At 71.8% G+C, this 14,876-nt stretch carries 15 protein-coding genes, 1 tRNA gene and 1 pseudogene; 9 read left to right on the forward strand and 8 right to left on the reverse strand.

The genetic code is table 11. The features are described 5' to 3' along the window. Positions 1 to 49 precede the first annotated feature (49 nt). From OTB19_RS24535 to OTB19_RS24555, 5 genes and pseudogenes are all read right to left on the reverse strand, one after another. Positions 50 to 400: pseudogene (locus OTB19_RS24535) on the reverse strand (LysR family transcriptional regulator); the annotation flags it as partial. A gap of 319 nt (positions 401 to 719) precedes the next feature. Further along, the gene (locus tag OTB19_RS24540; RefSeq protein ID WP_267800548.1) at positions 720 to 1,217 is read right to left on the reverse strand and encodes a hypothetical protein; all 498 of its coding nucleotides are present in this window, start codon (positions 1,215 to 1,217) and stop codon (positions 720 to 722) included. Between the two features lie 161 nt (positions 1,218 to 1,378). After that, positions 1,379 to 1,894, reverse strand: a complete 516-nt coding sequence (locus tag OTB19_RS24545) for a DUF4383 domain-containing protein (RefSeq protein ID WP_267800549.1) — start codon at positions 1,892 to 1,894, stop codon at positions 1,379 to 1,381. Between the two features lie 149 nt (positions 1,895 to 2,043). Next, the gene (locus OTB19_RS24550) at positions 2,044 to 2,223 is read right to left on the reverse strand and encodes a DUF6480 family protein (RefSeq protein ID WP_267800550.1); all 180 of its coding nucleotides are present in this window, start codon (positions 2,221 to 2,223) and stop codon (positions 2,044 to 2,046) included. A 210-nt stretch (positions 2,224 to 2,433) separates the two neighbouring features. Then, a tRNA-Met gene (locus OTB19_RS24555) sits at positions 2,434 to 2,507 on the reverse strand. Between the two features lie 604 nt (positions 2,508 to 3,111). Here OTB19_RS24555 and OTB19_RS24560 point away from each other — a divergent pair. From OTB19_RS24560 to OTB19_RS24580, 5 genes are all read left to right on the forward strand, one after another. Beyond that, positions 3,112 to 3,414, forward strand: a complete 303-nt coding sequence (locus OTB19_RS24560; protein ID WP_267800551.1) for a hypothetical protein — start codon at positions 3,112 to 3,114, stop codon at positions 3,412 to 3,414. A 264-nt stretch (positions 3,415 to 3,678) separates the two neighbouring features. Next, positions 3,679 to 4,221: a hypothetical protein gene (locus tag OTB19_RS24565; RefSeq protein ID WP_267800552.1), complete on the forward strand. Its 543-nt coding sequence runs from the start codon at positions 3,679 to 3,681 to the stop codon at positions 4,219 to 4,221. A 153-nt stretch (positions 4,222 to 4,374) separates the two neighbouring features. Continuing rightward, positions 4,375 to 6,126, forward strand: a complete 1,752-nt coding sequence (locus OTB19_RS24570) for a diacylglycerol kinase family protein (RefSeq protein WP_267800553.1) — start codon at positions 4,375 to 4,377, stop codon at positions 6,124 to 6,126. 52 nt (positions 6,127 to 6,178) lie between these two features. Beyond that, on the forward strand, positions 6,179 to 7,159 hold the full coding sequence (locus OTB19_RS24575) for a YihY/virulence factor BrkB family protein (RefSeq protein ID WP_267800554.1): 981 nt from the start codon (positions 6,179 to 6,181) through the stop codon (positions 7,157 to 7,159). Positions 7,160 to 7,250: 91 nt separating this feature from the next. After that, entirely contained in the window at positions 7,251 to 8,009 is a 759-nt protein-coding gene (locus OTB19_RS24580) for a phosphatase PAP2 family protein (RefSeq protein ID WP_267800600.1), read from the forward strand. A 136-nt stretch (positions 8,010 to 8,145) separates the two neighbouring features. On the opposite strand, the gene OTB19_RS24585 is transcribed toward OTB19_RS24580, so the two are convergent. After that, positions 8,146 to 8,967 carry a restriction endonuclease gene (locus OTB19_RS24585; protein WP_267800555.1) on the reverse strand — a complete coding sequence of 274 codons (822 nt, stop codon included), beginning with the start codon at positions 8,965 to 8,967 and terminating at the stop codon, positions 8,146 to 8,148. Between the two features lie 225 nt (positions 8,968 to 9,192). Between OTB19_RS24585 and OTB19_RS24590 the strand changes: the two genes are divergently transcribed. Continuing rightward, positions 9,193 to 10,371, forward strand: coding sequence for a phospholipase D-like domain-containing protein (locus tag OTB19_RS24590; protein WP_267800601.1), 1,179 nt, complete (start codon positions 9,193 to 9,195; stop codon positions 10,369 to 10,371). A 130-nt stretch (positions 10,372 to 10,501) separates the two neighbouring features. On the opposite strand, the gene OTB19_RS24595 is transcribed toward OTB19_RS24590, so the two are convergent. Further along, entirely contained in the window at positions 10,502 to 10,825 is a 324-nt protein-coding gene (locus tag OTB19_RS24595; protein WP_267800556.1) for an ArsR/SmtB family transcription factor, read from the reverse strand. A 106-nt stretch (positions 10,826 to 10,931) separates the two neighbouring features. On the opposite strand from OTB19_RS24595, the gene OTB19_RS24600 reads away from it, so the two are divergent. After that, entirely contained in the window at positions 10,932 to 11,930 is a 999-nt protein-coding gene (locus OTB19_RS24600) for a zinc-dependent alcohol dehydrogenase family protein (RefSeq protein ID WP_420716900.1), read from the forward strand. 339 nt (positions 11,931 to 12,269) lie between these two features. After that, complete coding sequence (locus OTB19_RS24605; RefSeq protein WP_267800559.1) at positions 12,270 to 13,049, forward strand: hypothetical protein; 780 nt, start codon at positions 12,270 to 12,272, stop codon at positions 13,047 to 13,049. A 113-nt stretch (positions 13,050 to 13,162) separates the two neighbouring features. Here OTB19_RS24605 and OTB19_RS24610 read toward each other — a convergent pair whose 3' ends face one another. Further along, positions 13,163 to 13,885: a glutamine amidotransferase-related protein gene (locus tag OTB19_RS24610; RefSeq protein ID WP_267800561.1), complete on the reverse strand. Its 723-nt coding sequence runs from the start codon at positions 13,883 to 13,885 to the stop codon at positions 13,163 to 13,165. A gap of 77 nt (positions 13,886 to 13,962) precedes the next feature. On the opposite strand from OTB19_RS24610, the gene OTB19_RS24615 reads away from it, so the two are divergent. Beyond that, on the forward strand, positions 13,963 to 14,856 hold the full coding sequence (locus tag OTB19_RS24615; RefSeq protein ID WP_267800562.1) for a LysR family transcriptional regulator: 894 nt from the start codon (positions 13,963 to 13,965) through the stop codon (positions 14,854 to 14,856). The last annotated feature ends 20 nt before the right edge of the window (positions 14,857 to 14,876 follow it).

A 14,876-nucleotide genomic window follows, 5' to 3' on the forward strand; every position in this document is an offset into this window, starting at 1 on the left:
CCTCGTCGTCGTGGTCGACCGCGGGCGCTGGATCACCATCAGTACGGCCGGGATGGGAGCGGCGGAACGCCTGAAGGGTGGGCACGAGCAGTGGCACCGTCGCCGCGTTCACGGTGCCCAGCCGGATCATGCGGGTGGTGCGGTGCCGCGCGTCGGCGGCGCGGCGCAGCGTGTCGACCGCGTCCAGCACCCCGACGATGTGCGGCAACAGCTCACGGCCGGCGTCGCTGATCCGGGCACCGGAGCGGCGGCGGTCCAGGAGGTCGACACCCAGCTCGCGTTCCAGATTGCGGACGGTCTCGCTCAGGGCCGGCTGGGAGACGTGCAGGGACTCTGCCGCGCGGCGCAGCGATCCGAGCCGGGTCACGGCCGTGATGTATTCCAGCTGTTCTGTCCGCAAGACAAACTGCCTCGGCGACCGGCAGGAGACCTCGATCCCCTTCGCGGCACCGGCGCGGCGCTGAACGAAGGCGCATTGCGGATGAGTCGTACGGGTTTGGCCCGGCCGTATCGGGTGAGACGGAGGAGGACCCCAGGAGAAAGGGAAGCGCAATGAGTGTGGTGGCTCTTCTTGTCGCACCGATGATCCTCGCCGCCGTCCTGGCCTACCAGGGCGGCAGTCGAGCCCGGCACCGGGCCCGCTGACTTCACCGGGTCGGCGCCGCGCCTCGCGCGGACCGCCCGATGCCCCACCGGTTCACCGCCGGCCGCGTGACGGCTCAGGCCGTCGCGCGGCCGGCGGTGAACACCTTGGCCGACGCGGTCAGGCGCAGGCCCTCCAACGTGTCGATCTGTTCCTGGGCGCGGTCCAGCAACCCTTGCAGACGCTCCTGGTCGAGTCCGGTCTGCCCCGGAGCCACCACCAGCAGCGTCGCCCACAGGCACGCCTTGCCCTCGGTGCCCAGCCGCAACGTCTCCAGCTCGACGAGCCGGCTCAGGCCCGAACGCCGCACCAGGCGGCCGTTGAGCTTCCAGCGGGCGGCCCGCTCTCCGGCCCAGCCCGCGAGGACCTTGTGACGGCGCGGGGCGTGACCGAGGGAGTGCATGATGGCCAGGAGGTCGTGCCGGTCCTGGGCGATCTCGTTCGCCAGACGGGCCAGTTCCGGCCCGCGGGGTGTGCGTCGGTGTGCGCGGGCGATGCGTCGGGCGAGGCCCACGCCGGCCGTGGAACCCGCCAGGTGGTCGTTGAGGTAGATCCCGAGCATCTGCCCGTGCATGCGTGCTCCTTCGGTCCGGGAACGGCCACGGCGATGCATGCCCACTGCGGCGGTCCGCGCAGCGCGGCACTGCGCCACCCGGTGCCGCTACCACTCGAACGGCGGTCCGGTCGGAGTACCGACCGGACCGCCGCCCGGGCCGACGGGTGACCCCGCCCGGCCTATTTCCCCAGCTCACGCAGGGCTGTGGCCGGGGTGGCGCGCTCCGGACCGCCCTCAGCCGTGTGGCGCTGTCGCCAGTACGGATTGTCGTGCGGCAGCTTGCTGGAGACCCGCCCGTACATCCCGAAGGTCATGATCAGCAGTCCCATGAGGAAGCTGAACACGACGTTGCTCATGCCGAAGCCGAGCACGTTCGCCGGCTTGTCGAGCACGAAGAGGTGGGCGAAGCCGCTCAGCACGAACAGCCCGCCGACGATCATGTTCAGCATCGAGGCGAAGTTTCCCCCGATGAAGGCGCCCACGACCAGTGCCAGCCCCACGACCAGCGAGATCGCGCTGAGCGTGGAGTTCGTCGTCATGCCGGCGATCCGCCCGCCCGAGGTGTCGAACGGACTCAGCGCGTCCGCGAAACCGAGGGCGCTGAAGGCCAGCAGGATCAGGCCACAGACGAGCGCGCCGTAGCGGTAGATCCCGGCGAGCTTGTGATCCACGGGTAGTTCGTCCTTGAGCTGCATGGTTCCTCGCCTCTCGCGTGCGGGGGAGCGTCCACTTGCATCGATTGTGCCTAATTTTGTCCGATCAGGTCCGATCGGGCGTGCCGAGACCCCGCGTCGGTCCCGGGCCGCGCGGGTACCGCCGAGCGCCGGACGGTCGGCGGGAGTGGTCAGAAGCCCGCGATGCGGGCGGCGAAGAACGCCGCGAAGAGCACCGCCCCGAAGGCGATGAGGGCCAGCAGGGCCCGAGGGTGTTCGAAGATCCCGCCATCGGCCCGTTCCTGGTGGGCCTCGGCGATGGAACCTTCACCGGGAGGGGTCTCTCCCGGCGGGACGCGTCGATCGGACATGGCATCTTCCTGTCCAGACGAGGACGGACCGGTGACTGAGGTCCCGGGTGTCGTCCTTGTCTCCACCATGGACGCGTGGACTCCGCCACGCACATCGCATCGATCGTGCAGCGGTTGAACCGACCGCCGACGCCGACCGCCGATGCGGCAGTCCCGGGGGAAAGCAGTCCGGCCCCCCGACGCCTGGGCGTCGGGGGGCCGGACCTTCAGTAGCGGGGACAGGATTTGAACCTGCGACCTCTGGGTTATGAGCCCAGCGAGCTACCGAGCTGCTCCACCCCGCGTCGGTAAACCCCACTGTACGCGACGCACGGCCCGCCTCTCGCCACGGTGCCCCGAGGCCGGCGAAGCCACGGGTACGGGGTGCGGGGCACCCGACACAGGTGCTGGGTGCCCCGCACAGGTGCCGGGTGGAGGCCGATGACGTGCTGCCGTCCCGTCCGTGCCCGAGGGCCGCTGGTTCGGGCAGTGGCCGCCGGGGGCTCGGCCGGGCTCCGGGTGGGGGGAACACCCGAGCCCGGCGCCGCGTGCGACGGGACGGCAGCATCGTGCCGGTCGGCGGGCGCGCGGCCGGGGGGACGGGCACGCGCGCCTACCGATCTCGACGGGTCGCCGCACCACTCGAAGTGGCAACCCGCCGCACGACGCGTATGACCCGCCCGGCGTGAGGTAAACCCCCTCTTGGAGCAAAGCCGTTCTCCCGCGCCGTACTTGACGGCCGAAGCCGTTCGGGGGCGAGCGTGTGATGGTTGTCGTGCCCGGCCATGCGTCAATCCGGCCGCCACGTACGGGTCACGGACGGCGGTACGTCGGGCAAGGGCCCACCGCGGAGTCCCACAGGGCACACTCGAACCACACGACCGTGTCGAAGGGCGATGGGACGGCCAGTTGAGTGACACCCACGAGGGCGAGAGCGACCCCGTAGGCCTGCCCTGCGTGCTCTCCGAGGACGTCGCCCGATTCATGATCGACCCGAATCTGCCCCCGTGGGCCATGGGGTCGATCATCGCGGCGATGGTCGGCATCGGGGAGTCCCGCGGGCTCGTGCCGGGCAGCACGACAGCCGAGGAGTGGCCGGAGTGTCGGCTGTTGCCGCTGGGTGACGACGGGACGCTGGGCATCGTCGAGTACGTCATCGCCGAGGACGCGGAACCGCCGCAGGTGGTCGTCACCCGGATCCTCCTGTACTGACCGGACCGACCGCGGCGCGCGCCCCGGCCGGCTCTTGCACGATGCCCTCCCGGCCGGGCGGCGTTGACATCCGACCGGGTTGCGTGCGACAAAGAGCCCTGGTCGTGGACCCGGCAGACGCTCCGTCGCGCACCGCGCGAGACGCCGTGCGCGCCCTGTCCGCCCGTGCTGACAGACCGCGCGCAATCCATTTGTGCCGACAGGCCCGGACACGGGAATAGTTACCCCGACCGACTTCACCGCATCACCGAACGGACGTCTGACTTGACGATCATTCCTGGCTCGCGCGTCCCCGGTAGAACCTGGACGATCCGCCTCACCGGCCACGCCGACCACACCGTCACCCTCACCTGCAGCACCCCCACCTGCCGCATGCCTCCCCGGTCGCGGGACACCAACGCCATGCGCCGCTTCGCCGCCGAGCACGCCCGGGCTCACGCCCGGCTGGTCACCGTCCAGCCGCAGGCGGACTGTGCCTGCCGCGCGGCCGAGTGCTCGCTCCACGAGGACACCCGGGCGAGCTGTTTCGGCGCCCCCATGCTGTTGCTGGTCCACAACCCGGCCATCGGCCAGGTCTGGACGCTGGCCGAGATCTGCCAGGCCTGCGCCCCCCTCATCTCCCATGTCGTCGTGCTCGGGCGGGCCGAGCGTCCCCTCACCGCGCCGGCCGCCGCCGCGAGTGCACCCGGCCCCGCACCGGCCCGGCCCGTCGTGCCGGGGGGATTCTCCAACCCGGAACCGGCACCCGAATCGACCGTCAAGCGCCGCCGCCCCCGCTACGGCGGCCCCACCCGACTCCCGCGCTGACCCCCTTCCGGGTGCGCGCCGCCCGCCCGGAAGAGGAAGTACGCGCGCCTCGACCGGACACCGCGCCGACGGCGCGCATCGACCGACGGCGCCGGTGATCCGACCGGCGCCCACAGGGCGCATGACTCGGCCCCGCCGGGTAACACGGCGTCAATGAGCAACGAACGCGACGATGCCGCCAGACGCGGCGGCATGCTGCTGCTTCTCCCCGTGCAAGTCGCCCTGATGACGGGCCTGGGCCTGCTGATCACCGTTCCCCTGGCGGGTCGGTGGCCGCTGTCGGCGGAGGACGGCGTCAACCGTGCCTTCGCCGCGCATCGCGGCGAACCCTTCACGGAGCTCTCGGAGTGGCTGTCCCTGCTGGCCAGTACCCAGAGCGTGATCGGTCTGACCCTCCTCTTCGTCGCGGCGCTGTTGCTGCTGCCCCGTGTGGCGTGGCGGAGGGAAGCGGCGTTCCTGGCCCTGTCCGTCGCGGCGCAATCGGCCGTCTTCCTCCTCGTGACCCTCGTCGTCGAGCGCTCCCGACCCGACGTGCCCCATCTGGACCCGGCTCCGCCGACGTCGAGCTTCCCCTCGGGGCACGTGGGGGCCGCCACCGCGCTGTTCGGAGGACTGGCCGTGCTCGCGGCCACCCGACTGCACGGCGTCCGACGCGTTCTCGCGGTCGGCGCCTTCGCCTTGATCCCCGTCGCCGTGGCCCTGTCCCGGCTGTACCGGGGAATGCACCACCCCTCCGACGTACTGGGCGGCCTGCTCAACGGCGCCTGCACGCTGTTCGTCGTGGGGTACGCGCTGCTCCTCCCCGCCCACGCCCGACGGGACGACGCCCGCTCCGCCGCGGCCCGCGGCGCCGCGCTCCCCACGACCCGCACCCCGGCCGATGCCGACGTCGACGCGGACCCCGAGGGCCTCGGGGCCGGTCGGGTCGTCGTGGTCCGTCATCCCCACTCCTGCGACGAGGAGTTGGCCGAGCGAGTGCGCTCCGTCCTGCACCACCGGGGCCACACCGACCAGGTGTGGACGCCGACTTCGGCCGACGACCCCAGCGGCGGGCTCGCCGCGCGGATCGGCGACAGCGGAACCACCCTGGTCGTGGCCTGCGGCGGCGACGGCACCGTACGCGCCTGCGCCGAGGTGCTCGCCGGCACGGACATCGCGTTGGCCGTCGTCCCCTGCGGCACCGGGAACCTCCTCGCCCGCAACCTGCGGCTCCCCGCGGATCCCGCGGAGGCACTGGACGCCGCCCTGTCCGGGAGGACCACCCGCATCGACATGGGCAGGCTGAGCGGCGACGGGCTCGAACCCGCCCGCTTCACGGTGATGGCCGGCGCCGGCCTGGACGCGGCCATGGTCCGGGACGCATCGGACCGGCTCAAGGACCGGGTGGGCTGGGCCGCGTACGTGGTGTCGGCCGTCGGCCACCTCCGCGACCCGAGGATGCGGCTCTCGATCCGGCTCGACGACGGCGCCGCGCTGGAACGACGGGCCCGCATGGTCGTCATCGGCAACGTCGGCACCCTCCAGGGCGGGCTGCCGCTCCTGCCGGACGCCCGACCCGACAACGGCCGCCTGGACATGGTGCTCCTCGACCCGCGCGGCGCCGCCGGATGGCTCGTCGCGGCGGGACACGTCCTGTCCCGCACCCTGCCCGGTCGGGCATCCGCCGCGCCCGGCACACCCGCCGGCGCCGTGGCCGGCGGCGCACTGGAGTACTTCAACGCCGCGCGGATCGACATCCGTTTCACCCGGCCGCACCCGCGCGAGCTCGACGGCGACGCCGTCACGTCGGGTGCCCACCTGACCGCCGAGGTCGAACCGGGCGCGCTGCGGCTGTGCCTGCCGACACCGCGACCGCGCGTCGCCGCGGGCGTGCCGGAAGGCAGCGCCGTCACCACCGCCGGCTGAACGTGCGCGCGGAACGAAGACCTACGGACCTGCAACGGGGGGTTGGGACAGCATGGGCACAGCGACTCGGGTACCACAGCGCCGCGACGTGATGGCGGTGGAGGCGGAGCTGCGGATGGAGGGCGAGGAACTGTCCGCCGAGGAGGCGTGGGCCGCGTTGCGCCGCCACGGCGGGTGGAGACTCGTACGGGACGCCTTCATGAGGTTCCGCTACGCCGACGGGTTCAGCCATTCCCGGGCGCTCGCGCTCCAGACGGTCCTGTCGATCGTCCCCCTGGCCATCGCCGTCATAGGCCTCTCCAGCGTGCTGCACACCGAGGACATAGGCCGGATCGCCGAACTGACGATCCGGCGGCTCGCGAGCGGACCCAGCCAGGACGTCGTGGACGACGCCCTGCTACAGAGCCGCCGCCAGGTCGGCGACGGCAGCCAGGCCGCGCTCTGGCTCGGACTGCTGTTCTCGGTGGTCAACATCACCACCAGCCTGTGCCAGGTGGAACGCGGGGCCAACCGCATCTACGGAGTGGAACGCGACCGCCCGTTCCTGCGCAAGTACACCCGAGGGCTGATGATGGCCGTGCTGGCCGGGCTGCCCCTGGGGCTGAGTTTCGCGGTCACCGTCCTCGGCGCCGACCTCACCCGGGCCGTCGCGGAGGTCTACCAGCTGAGTCCGACCACCACCCGGGTGTGGGAGATCCTGCGCTGGCCCGTCGGCATCCTGCTGGCCGTGATCGCCACCAGCGCCATCTTCCGCCGCTCCCCGCGGCGAACCCAGCCCGGTTACACCTGGCTGGCCTTCGGCGCCGGCGTCTACCTGGCGCTGTGGCTGGTGGCGACGTGGGGACTGAGCCTCTACGTCGGGGCCAGCGGCTCCTTCAGCAACGTGTACGGACCCCTCAGCGCCTTCATGTCGCTGCTGCTCTGGTCCTACCTCACCTCGCTCGCCCTCTTCCTGGGCCTCGCGTTCGCCGCCCAACTGGAAGCGGTACGGGCCGGGGTGGCGGCCCCGATCACCGACGACCCCGGGGTCTGACGAGACCCCCCGCCCATCTCCCCCCACGGAAAGGAACACCCCGACGATGGTTCAGCGCACCGGCCGACCGCGGCGACTCCTGGAGGGACTCATGTCCCGCCACTTCGGACCCGACACGAGGTTCGGCGTGCGGCTGTTGGCGACGGTGGTCGTCACCGCCGTCGTGGCCGTGCCCTTCGCCCTCGCCCTGGTCCTCGTCGAGTCCGGGTGGGCGCCCCTGTACCGCTTGGACCGGCACACCGCCGAACAGCTCCACCACTCCGCCCTCGGCCGCCCCGGATGGGTGCGGGTGCTCGACTTCCTCACGAACGTCGTGTGGGGGCCGTTGACGATGCGCCTGCTGGTGGCCGCCCTGGTGGTGTGGCTCCTCCTCCGGGGCGCCCGACGCCTGGCCGTGTGGGCGGCCGTCACCGCGATCGGGAGCGGCCTCCTGGGCCTGCTCACGAAGAACGTGGTCGAACGCGCCCGCCCCCATCTGCCCGACCCCGTCGCCGACGCGCCCGGCTTCTCCTTCCCCTCCGGGCACGCCATGACCGCAATGACCTCCTGCGCCGTGCTGCTGCTGGCCCTCCTGCCCCTGGTGCCCCGCACGTGGCGGCCGCTGCCGTGGCTGCTCGCCGGCCTCACGGTGCTGGGCGTCGGCTACACGCGGATCGCACTCGGCGTGCACTGGGTGAGCGACGTGCTCGGGGGCTGGCTGCTGGGTCTGGCCGTGGTCACCGCGACCACGCTGGCCTTCGAGGCCTGGCGGTCCGACGTCGGTCGCGACCGCACCACGCCCGCGGAGGGTCTGGAACCCGAGATCGTGGGCGCCGACCCCGAACCGCCCGTCGACGTACGACGCATCTGAACGGGAGGCCCCGGGGACACGCGTCGGCCCCGCCCGGGCATTCCGGACGGGGCCGACAGGACGGGCCTTACCGGTGGGCCGTACCGGTGGGCCTTACCGGTGGGTGTCCCACCGGTACGGGACAGTCCGCCGGGGGTCAGGCCACGACCGCGGGGTCGTCCACGCCGTACGCGGTGTCCCACGGCGCCGGACCCGTGCCGGCCGACCAGTCGTCGAGCGCCTGCCGGTCGAAGCAGAGGATCCCGCACTGCTCGGCGTACTCGACGGCGGGCTGGGTGTACTCGCTCGTGGTCACCACCGCCGCGAGCTGGGCCTCGTGCACGGCGAAGCAGGTGCCGCCGAAACGCTGCATGTCCTGGGAACCCACCTTGTTGGTGGGGCCGTAGCGCTTGCACTGGATCACGACGCGGCGGCCGTCGGGGGCGGTGGCGAGGACATCGGCCCCCAGGTCCCCGGCCCCGCCGACGACCTGGACATCGCGGCACCCGTCCCGCTCGCAGAGGTCGGCGACGGCCTGCTCGAACTCGTAGGCGTCCAGCAGGGTGTAGTCGCCCCCGCGGACCTCGTATACCGGGGCTTCCACAGCCGTCGCAGCCGCTTCCGCCGCCGCGACGGCCTCGGCCTCCGCGGCGGCTGCCGCCGCTTCGACCTCCGCCGTCTCGGCCGTCTCGACGGCGGTGGCCGCGGCGCACCGCAGGGTGCGCGCGGTGCGCCGGGCCGCCCTGCGGATCCGCAGGCTGCGCCGCGCGGGAGCCGAGCACCCGGCCACCGCCACGCACGCCAGGACGACCAGGGCGGCGACGAGGGGGTGCTCCCGGGCGGCGTCGGCCAGGACCCGCAGGGTGAGGCCCGCGCCGCACACCGTCAGGGCGGCGATGACGAACCAGCGGGCGGTGGAGCGCGTGCTGAACCGGTACCGAGGTCTGGCGGTGTACTCGGGTCGGACGGGTATGGTCATCGGCGCGCGCCCCCTGGTCGTGTTCAAGATCGTTGGTGGCGTCTGCCCCGACCACCCCGCTTCAAGCACAGGCCCGCCGCGATCACCGCGCCGGGTGTCGCGGACGGACCTGGTGCCGACAGGGGTGATACGAGCCGCCATACTGGGGCGACTTTGAGGAGCATGGACATGACGGATCGAGATCTGGCGCAGCACCCCGGCGGCGCGGACGTGGCGAGCCCGGACATGGCGGACCCCGCCTCCCTCGCCGACCGGCGCATTCGTCGCATCCGCAGGCGCCTCGAACGCCTGATCGGCGTGGCCGCGACCGAGGGGAACAGCGTGCTCCCCCTGCGGAACGGGGACGAGATCTTCACGGCGATGCTGGACCGGGTCGACTCGGCCCGCCACACGGTGGACATGATGACGTTCGTCTACTGGAAGGGCGACATCGCGCGCCGATTCGCCGAGGCGCTGGCCGGTCGGGCCCGCGCGGGCGTCCGGGTGCGCCTGTTGCTGGACGGCTTCGGCAGCCGCCTCATAGAGGGCGAGCTGCTGGAGCAGATGAGCGACGCCGGCGTCGAGGTCGCCTGGTTCCGCAAGCCGCTCTACCTCTCGCCGCTGAAGCAGAACCACCGCTGCCACCGCAAGGTGCTGGTGGTGGACGAGGAGGTGGCGTTCACCGGGGGCGTCGGCATCGCCGAGGAATGGTGCGGCGACGCGCGCAACCCCAAGGAGTGGCGCGACACCCACGTGGAACTCCGCGGACCGGCCGTCGACGGCATCGCGGCGGCCTTCGCCCAGAACTGGGCGGAGTGCCACGATGACCTCTTCGACGACCGCGACCGGTTCGTGGACCACAAGCCCGCCGGCGAGGCCATCGTCCAGGTGGTCCGCGGCTCGGCCAGCTTCGGCTGGCAGGACATGCAGACGCTGATGCGCGTCGTCCTCGAATCGGCGGAGGAACGGGTCCGTCTGGCCACCGCCTACTTCGCCCCCGACACCTATTTCGTGGACCTGCTGTGCGCGACGGCGCGCCGGGGCGTGGCGGTCCAGATCCTGCTGCCCGGCTCCCACACCGACAAGCGCGTGTGCCAGCTCGCGGGACAGCACCACTACGAGGCCCTGACCGCCGCGGGCGTGGAGATCTTCCAGTACCGGCCGACGATGATGCACGCCAAGGTCATGACCATGGACGGCGTCGTCTCCCTGGTGGGCTCGACGAACTTCAACCGGCGCTCCCTCGACCACGACGAGGAGGTCATGCTCGCGGTCATGGACGTCGAGTTCACAGAGGTGCTCGACGCACACTACGACCAGGACCTGGACGTCAGTGACCGCATCAAGGCCGGCCGGTGGAAGCGCCGCTCGCTGCGCCAGCGCGCCCGCGAGACCGCGGTGCTGCCCATCCGCCGCTTCCTCTGACCCGCCCACGCCGCCGTCCCGGCCTCGATCGCGGGGTCGGGCGGCGCGCGATGCCCCCGTTGCGAAGGTGTGAGCAACGGGGGCCGCTCGTTTCGCCCCTACGCCGTCCCGCCCCTGCGTCGTCCCGCCCCTATGACCTCGTGGCCTCGGCGGCCACGATCGCGTCGAGGAGGCCGGGGAAGGCCTCGTCCGTCTCCGCGCGCCTCAGGGCGTTCATCCGTGAGGTGCCCGCGTAGTACTGCCGGATGAGGCCCGCCTCGCGCAGGATCCGAAAGTGGTGCGTCGCCGTGGACTTGCTCACGGGAAGGTCGAACGCCCCGCACTTGATGTCGGTGGGGGAGTCGCGCAGTTGGATGAGGATGCTCCGCCGCACGGGCTCGACGACGGCTTCGAGCACCTGCTGGAGGGTGATCGTCCGCAGGTCGGGGTGTGAGGGGACGCGGTCGGTGTCCATGCCCCCATCGTACGACGGTCATAAAAGTTTGACAGTCATCGCACTTTGGGATGGGGTGAATGGACGACCCTTCCCCAGGTGAAAGGACGACCCGATGACGAACCCGATGACCAGGACGGTGCTGTTCCACGAACTCGGCGGGCCCGAGGTGTTGAGGGTGGAGAACGCGGAGGTCGGAGAGCCGGGACCGGGTGAGGTGCGGATCCGTGTCGACGCCATCGGCCTGAACCGGGCGGAGGCGCTGTTCCGCAGCGGCCTCTACATCGAGCCGGTGAAGCGCTTCCCCGCGCGCCTGGGTTCCGAGGCCGCCGGAGTCGTCGAGGCGGTCGGCGAGGGCGTCACCGGATTACGGCCCGGACAGCCGGTGAGCACCGTTCCCGGCTTCTCGCAGAACGACCACGGGGTCTACGCGGAACGGGCGATCGTGCCCGCCTCGGCGGTGCTGCGCCGCCCCGAAAGCCTCGGAGCCGTCGAGGGCGCCGCGGTGTGGATGCCCTACGTGACGGCCTACGGTGCGCTCGTGGAAGTCGGTGGGATGCGTCCCGGCGACACGGTCGTACTGAACGCTGCGTCCAGCAGCGTGGGACTCGCCGCCATCCAGGTCGCCGAGCGCATCGGTGCCACGTCGATCGCCCTCACCCGCACCGCCGCCAAGCGGGAGGCCCTGCTCGCACAGGGCGCGGCCGAGGTGATCGTGACCGACGAGGAGGACGTGGTCGAGCGGGTGCTCGCGGCGACCGACGGCCGCGGCGCGGAGTACGTCTTCGACGCCGTCGCCGGTCCCGGTGTACTGGAACTCGGGAAGGTGGTCGCCGCCGGCGGGATGCTCCTCGTGTACGGCGCCCTCAGTGGCCTGCCGACCCCCTACCCGGGCCTCGATCTGGGCATGCCCGCGCTGAACATGCGGACGTACACCATGCTGGAGACGACCGCCCGGCCCGAGCGACTGCGACGGGCGCAGGCCTTCGTGGCGTCCGGTCTGCGCTCGGGCGCCTTCCGGCCGGTGGTGGACCGGACGTTCGAACTGGACGAGATCGTCGAGGCCCACCGGTACCTGGAGTCGAACGCCCAGATCGGCAAGATCGTGGTCACCGTCTCCCATTGACCCGCCCTACCGGGTCACTGACCCACGGCCCCGTCGGCATGCGGCGGGGCCGTCGCCGTTTCGGGAAGCCGGTGGGTACCGGGTCCGACTGGAACAACCCGGCCTCCGTCAGGGCGAGTTGGTCACGTCGGTGGCACACGAAGCCGCTCCCCATGACGGCGGGACGATGAGTGGCACGACCCCCCGAGGTGTCCCCTCAGTCGAACGGGGCGTCGGCGTAGGGCGTTCGAGAACCGCTAGCAGTCAACCGGTCTCTGCTCATCGGAATTGCCCACACCCACACACTTCACAGGCAGCGTGGGTAGAGTCCGCACCACACACATCGATCGAGGAGCCCTCATGCCCGCGCAGGAGATTCCCACTCTCAAGTCCCAGTACGCCGAGAAGGTCACCGCCGACCTTGATCTGAACACCGCCGAACAGGGCCGCATTCGCGAGGAGATCACCTCCCTCCAGGAGCGTCTGGCCGGCCTGGAGCAGGACCACGAACTCCTCGTCGGGATGCGTTCCGCCCTCGGCGACAACGCGCTCGCGGTGCCCGGACCGCGGTCCGGCAAGAAGCCCGCGACGGCCGCGCCGGCCGCCACGTCCACGAGGAAGCAGGCGGGAGCGAAGACCACGGCCACCGGCTCCGCGAAGAAGGCGACGGCGACGAAGACGTCGGCCGCGCCGAAGTCCACGACGGCCAAGTCCACGGCGACCAAGGCCACCGCGACGAAGTCCGCCGAGACGAAGGCGGCCGCCGTGGCCGCCGAGCCGAAGCAGTCCGCCGCGAAGCCGGCCGCCGCGAAGCAGCCGGCCGCGAAGAAGCCCGTGGCCAAGAAGGCGGCGGCGTCGGACAAGAACCAGGTCCCGCTGACGGAACTCATCCACCAGCACCTGACCGGTCAGACGGAGCCGAAGACGGCCGGTGAGATCTCCCAGGCCCTGGCGATCGCGCACCCGGACCGCAGCCTCAACGACAACCTGGTGCGCACGAGCACCGAGCGTCTGGTCGCCCGCAGCCTGGCCGAGCGTGCCAAGCAGGGCTCCACGGTCTACTACACGGCCACCCGGCCCGTGGCCGCCGAGGCTCCTGCGGTGACCGCCGACAAGGCAGTGGCCGCGACCGCCGTCTGATCCGAACCACGCGTGGTGCGTCGGGGCTGTTTCCACCGGCAGGGCGGAGCCCGGCCGGGAGAACAGCCCCTCGCGCACGCGGACACACAGGACGCGCCTGATCGGACGCACCGTCAGATCGCGTAGGTGCGGATTCGTGCACGCTCGACGGCGGCAGCGGCGAATCCGCTGATCAGCGGGTGGGCGCGGGTGCCGTCCCCGTCGAGTTCCGGTTGGAAGAGCGTGGCCAGGAAGAACGGGTGCGTGGACAGTTCGACGATGCGGACCTCGCCGGATTCGTCGGTGCCCGGAAAGGTCAGCCCGTGTGCCCGCAGGAGTTCGAGGTGGTACGGGTTGGGTCCGTAGGCGCAGTGGTAGCGCGCCCGGGTCCGAGCAGACCCCAACAGATGGGCCGCACGCGAGTCCGGGGCCACGCGTACGGTCCCCTCGTGACCCATCAGTGAACAGGCCAAGGCGACGACCACGGAATCCTCGGGCGCGGTCGTCGGATCGTTCTCCGCGTGTCGGGCACGCTCCAGACCGCAGACGTTCCGTGCGAACTCCAACAGGGCGTGCTGGAAACCGCCGCAGGTGCCCAGGAAGGGAACGCCGTACTCGCGTGCCGAACGGATCGCCGTCAGGACACCGCTCTCGCTGCGGTACGGACTGCCGGGCAGCACCCAGACCGCGTCGAAGCCCTCCACCCCCAGCCCAGCCTCTTCGGTGGGGATCCAGTAGGCGTCCAGGTCCAGCCCGTCGCGCAGGCGCAGCGCCTCGATCAGGCCGGGGACGCGAACATGGGAGTGGACGGAGTCGGAACGGTCGCCCACGAGGGCGACACGTGCGGTGGGGTTCATGACAACCATCCTGCGGAACAACCGGTCATCAGGTCCAACGATGATGTGCGGTGCGCTCATCAGTGATACTGATGCCCATGGATCCGCATCTGCTGCGCACCTTCGTCGCGGTCCTCGACCACCGCTCCTTCTCCACCGCCGCCTCGGCCCTCGGCTACACCCAGTCCGCGGTGTCCCAGCACATCGCCGCACTCGAATCCGACCTGGGCACCAGGCTGGTCGAACGTCGGCCCGTGACCCCCACGCCGGCCGGTGCCCGGCTGATGGAACACGTCCCCGCCCTGCTGCTGCGCCTCGACGCCGCCCGCGCCGACATCGCCCGCCTGAACCAGGTCCCCACCACCCGACTCACCTTCGCGTGCTCGCCCGCGGCCCTCGGCACGCCGGTCGCGCGGGCCCTCGCCCGACTGCGGGCCGGCACGCGCGTGGACGTGGAGGTACGCGTCCTGAGCCGGGAAGCGGTCATCGAGGACGTCCTCACCGCACGGGCCGACCTCGGCCTCGTCGACGGCATCACCGCCCCCAGCGACCCCCTGCCCCTGCCGGACCTCGGCCCCACCACCACCCTGGCCGCGACCGAGGAACCCCTGGCGGTGATCCTTCCCCTCGACCACCCGCTGGCGGAGCGCCGATCGCTGCGGCTGCCCGACCTCACCCAGGCCCAGTGGATCGACGCCCCCGACAGCGCCGTTCCCCTCGAACGACTGCGTACCGTGTGCCGCGCCGACGGATTCCCTTCGCGGATCCGCCACCGCGGAACCGACCTCTTCGGCCTCGCCGCGCTCGCCGCCGCCGGCCACGGACTCGCGGCACTGCCCCTGTCGTCGGCCACCTCGCTCCCGGCCGTCGCGGCGGTGCCGATCCGCGCACCGCGCCTGATCCACCGCACCGAACTCGTACACCCCGCCAACCCCACCGCTCCCGCACGGCGGTTGATCGACCTCATCCTCGGGCCCCCGCCGCACCCGTGACGTGGGCGTGGCCGGCGCCC

Source organism: Streptomyces sp. H27-H5 (assembly GCF_026627505.1).
Lineage (GTDB): Bacteria > Actinomycetota > Actinomycetes > Streptomycetales > Streptomycetaceae > Streptomyces.

Coding starts and splice junctions, on each gene's coding strand:
- OTB19_RS24540 (WP_267800548.1), bottom strand. CDS start 1,217: ATGCACGGGCAGATGCTCGGGATCTACCTCAACGACCACCTGGCGGGT.
- OTB19_RS24545 (WP_267800549.1), bottom strand. CDS start 1,894: ATGCAGCTCAAGGACGAACTACCCGTGGATCACAAGCTCGCCGGGATC.
- OTB19_RS24550 (WP_267800550.1), bottom strand. CDS start 2,223: ATGTCCGATCGACGCGTCCCGCCGGGAGAGACCCCTCCCGGTGAAGGT.
- OTB19_RS24570 (WP_267800553.1), top strand. CDS start 4,375: ATGAGCAACGAACGCGACGATGCCGCCAGACGCGGCGGCATGCTGCTG.
- OTB19_RS24575 (WP_267800554.1), top strand. CDS start 6,179: ATGGGCACAGCGACTCGGGTACCACAGCGCCGCGACGTGATGGCGGTG.
- OTB19_RS24580 (WP_267800600.1), top strand. CDS start 7,251: ATGTCCCGCCACTTCGGACCCGACACGAGGTTCGGCGTGCGGCTGTTG.
- OTB19_RS24585 (WP_267800555.1), bottom strand. CDS start 8,967: ATGACCATACCCGTCCGACCCGAGTACACCGCCAGACCTCGGTACCGG.
- OTB19_RS24590 (WP_267800601.1), top strand. CDS start 9,193: ATGGCGGACCCCGCCTCCCTCGCCGACCGGCGCATTCGTCGCATCCGC.
- OTB19_RS24595 (WP_267800556.1), bottom strand. CDS start 10,825: ATGGACACCGACCGCGTCCCCTCACACCCCGACCTGCGGACGATCACC.
- OTB19_RS24600 (WP_420716900.1), top strand. CDS start 10,932: ATGACCAGGACGGTGCTGTTCCACGAACTCGGCGGGCCCGAGGTGTTG.
- OTB19_RS24605 (WP_267800559.1), top strand. CDS start 12,270: ATGCCCGCGCAGGAGATTCCCACTCTCAAGTCCCAGTACGCCGAGAAG.
- OTB19_RS24610 (WP_267800561.1), bottom strand. CDS start 13,885: ATGAACCCCACCGCACGTGTCGCCCTCGTGGGCGACCGTTCCGACTCC.
- OTB19_RS24615 (WP_267800562.1), top strand. CDS start 13,963: ATGGATCCGCATCTGCTGCGCACCTTCGTCGCGGTCCTCGACCACCGC.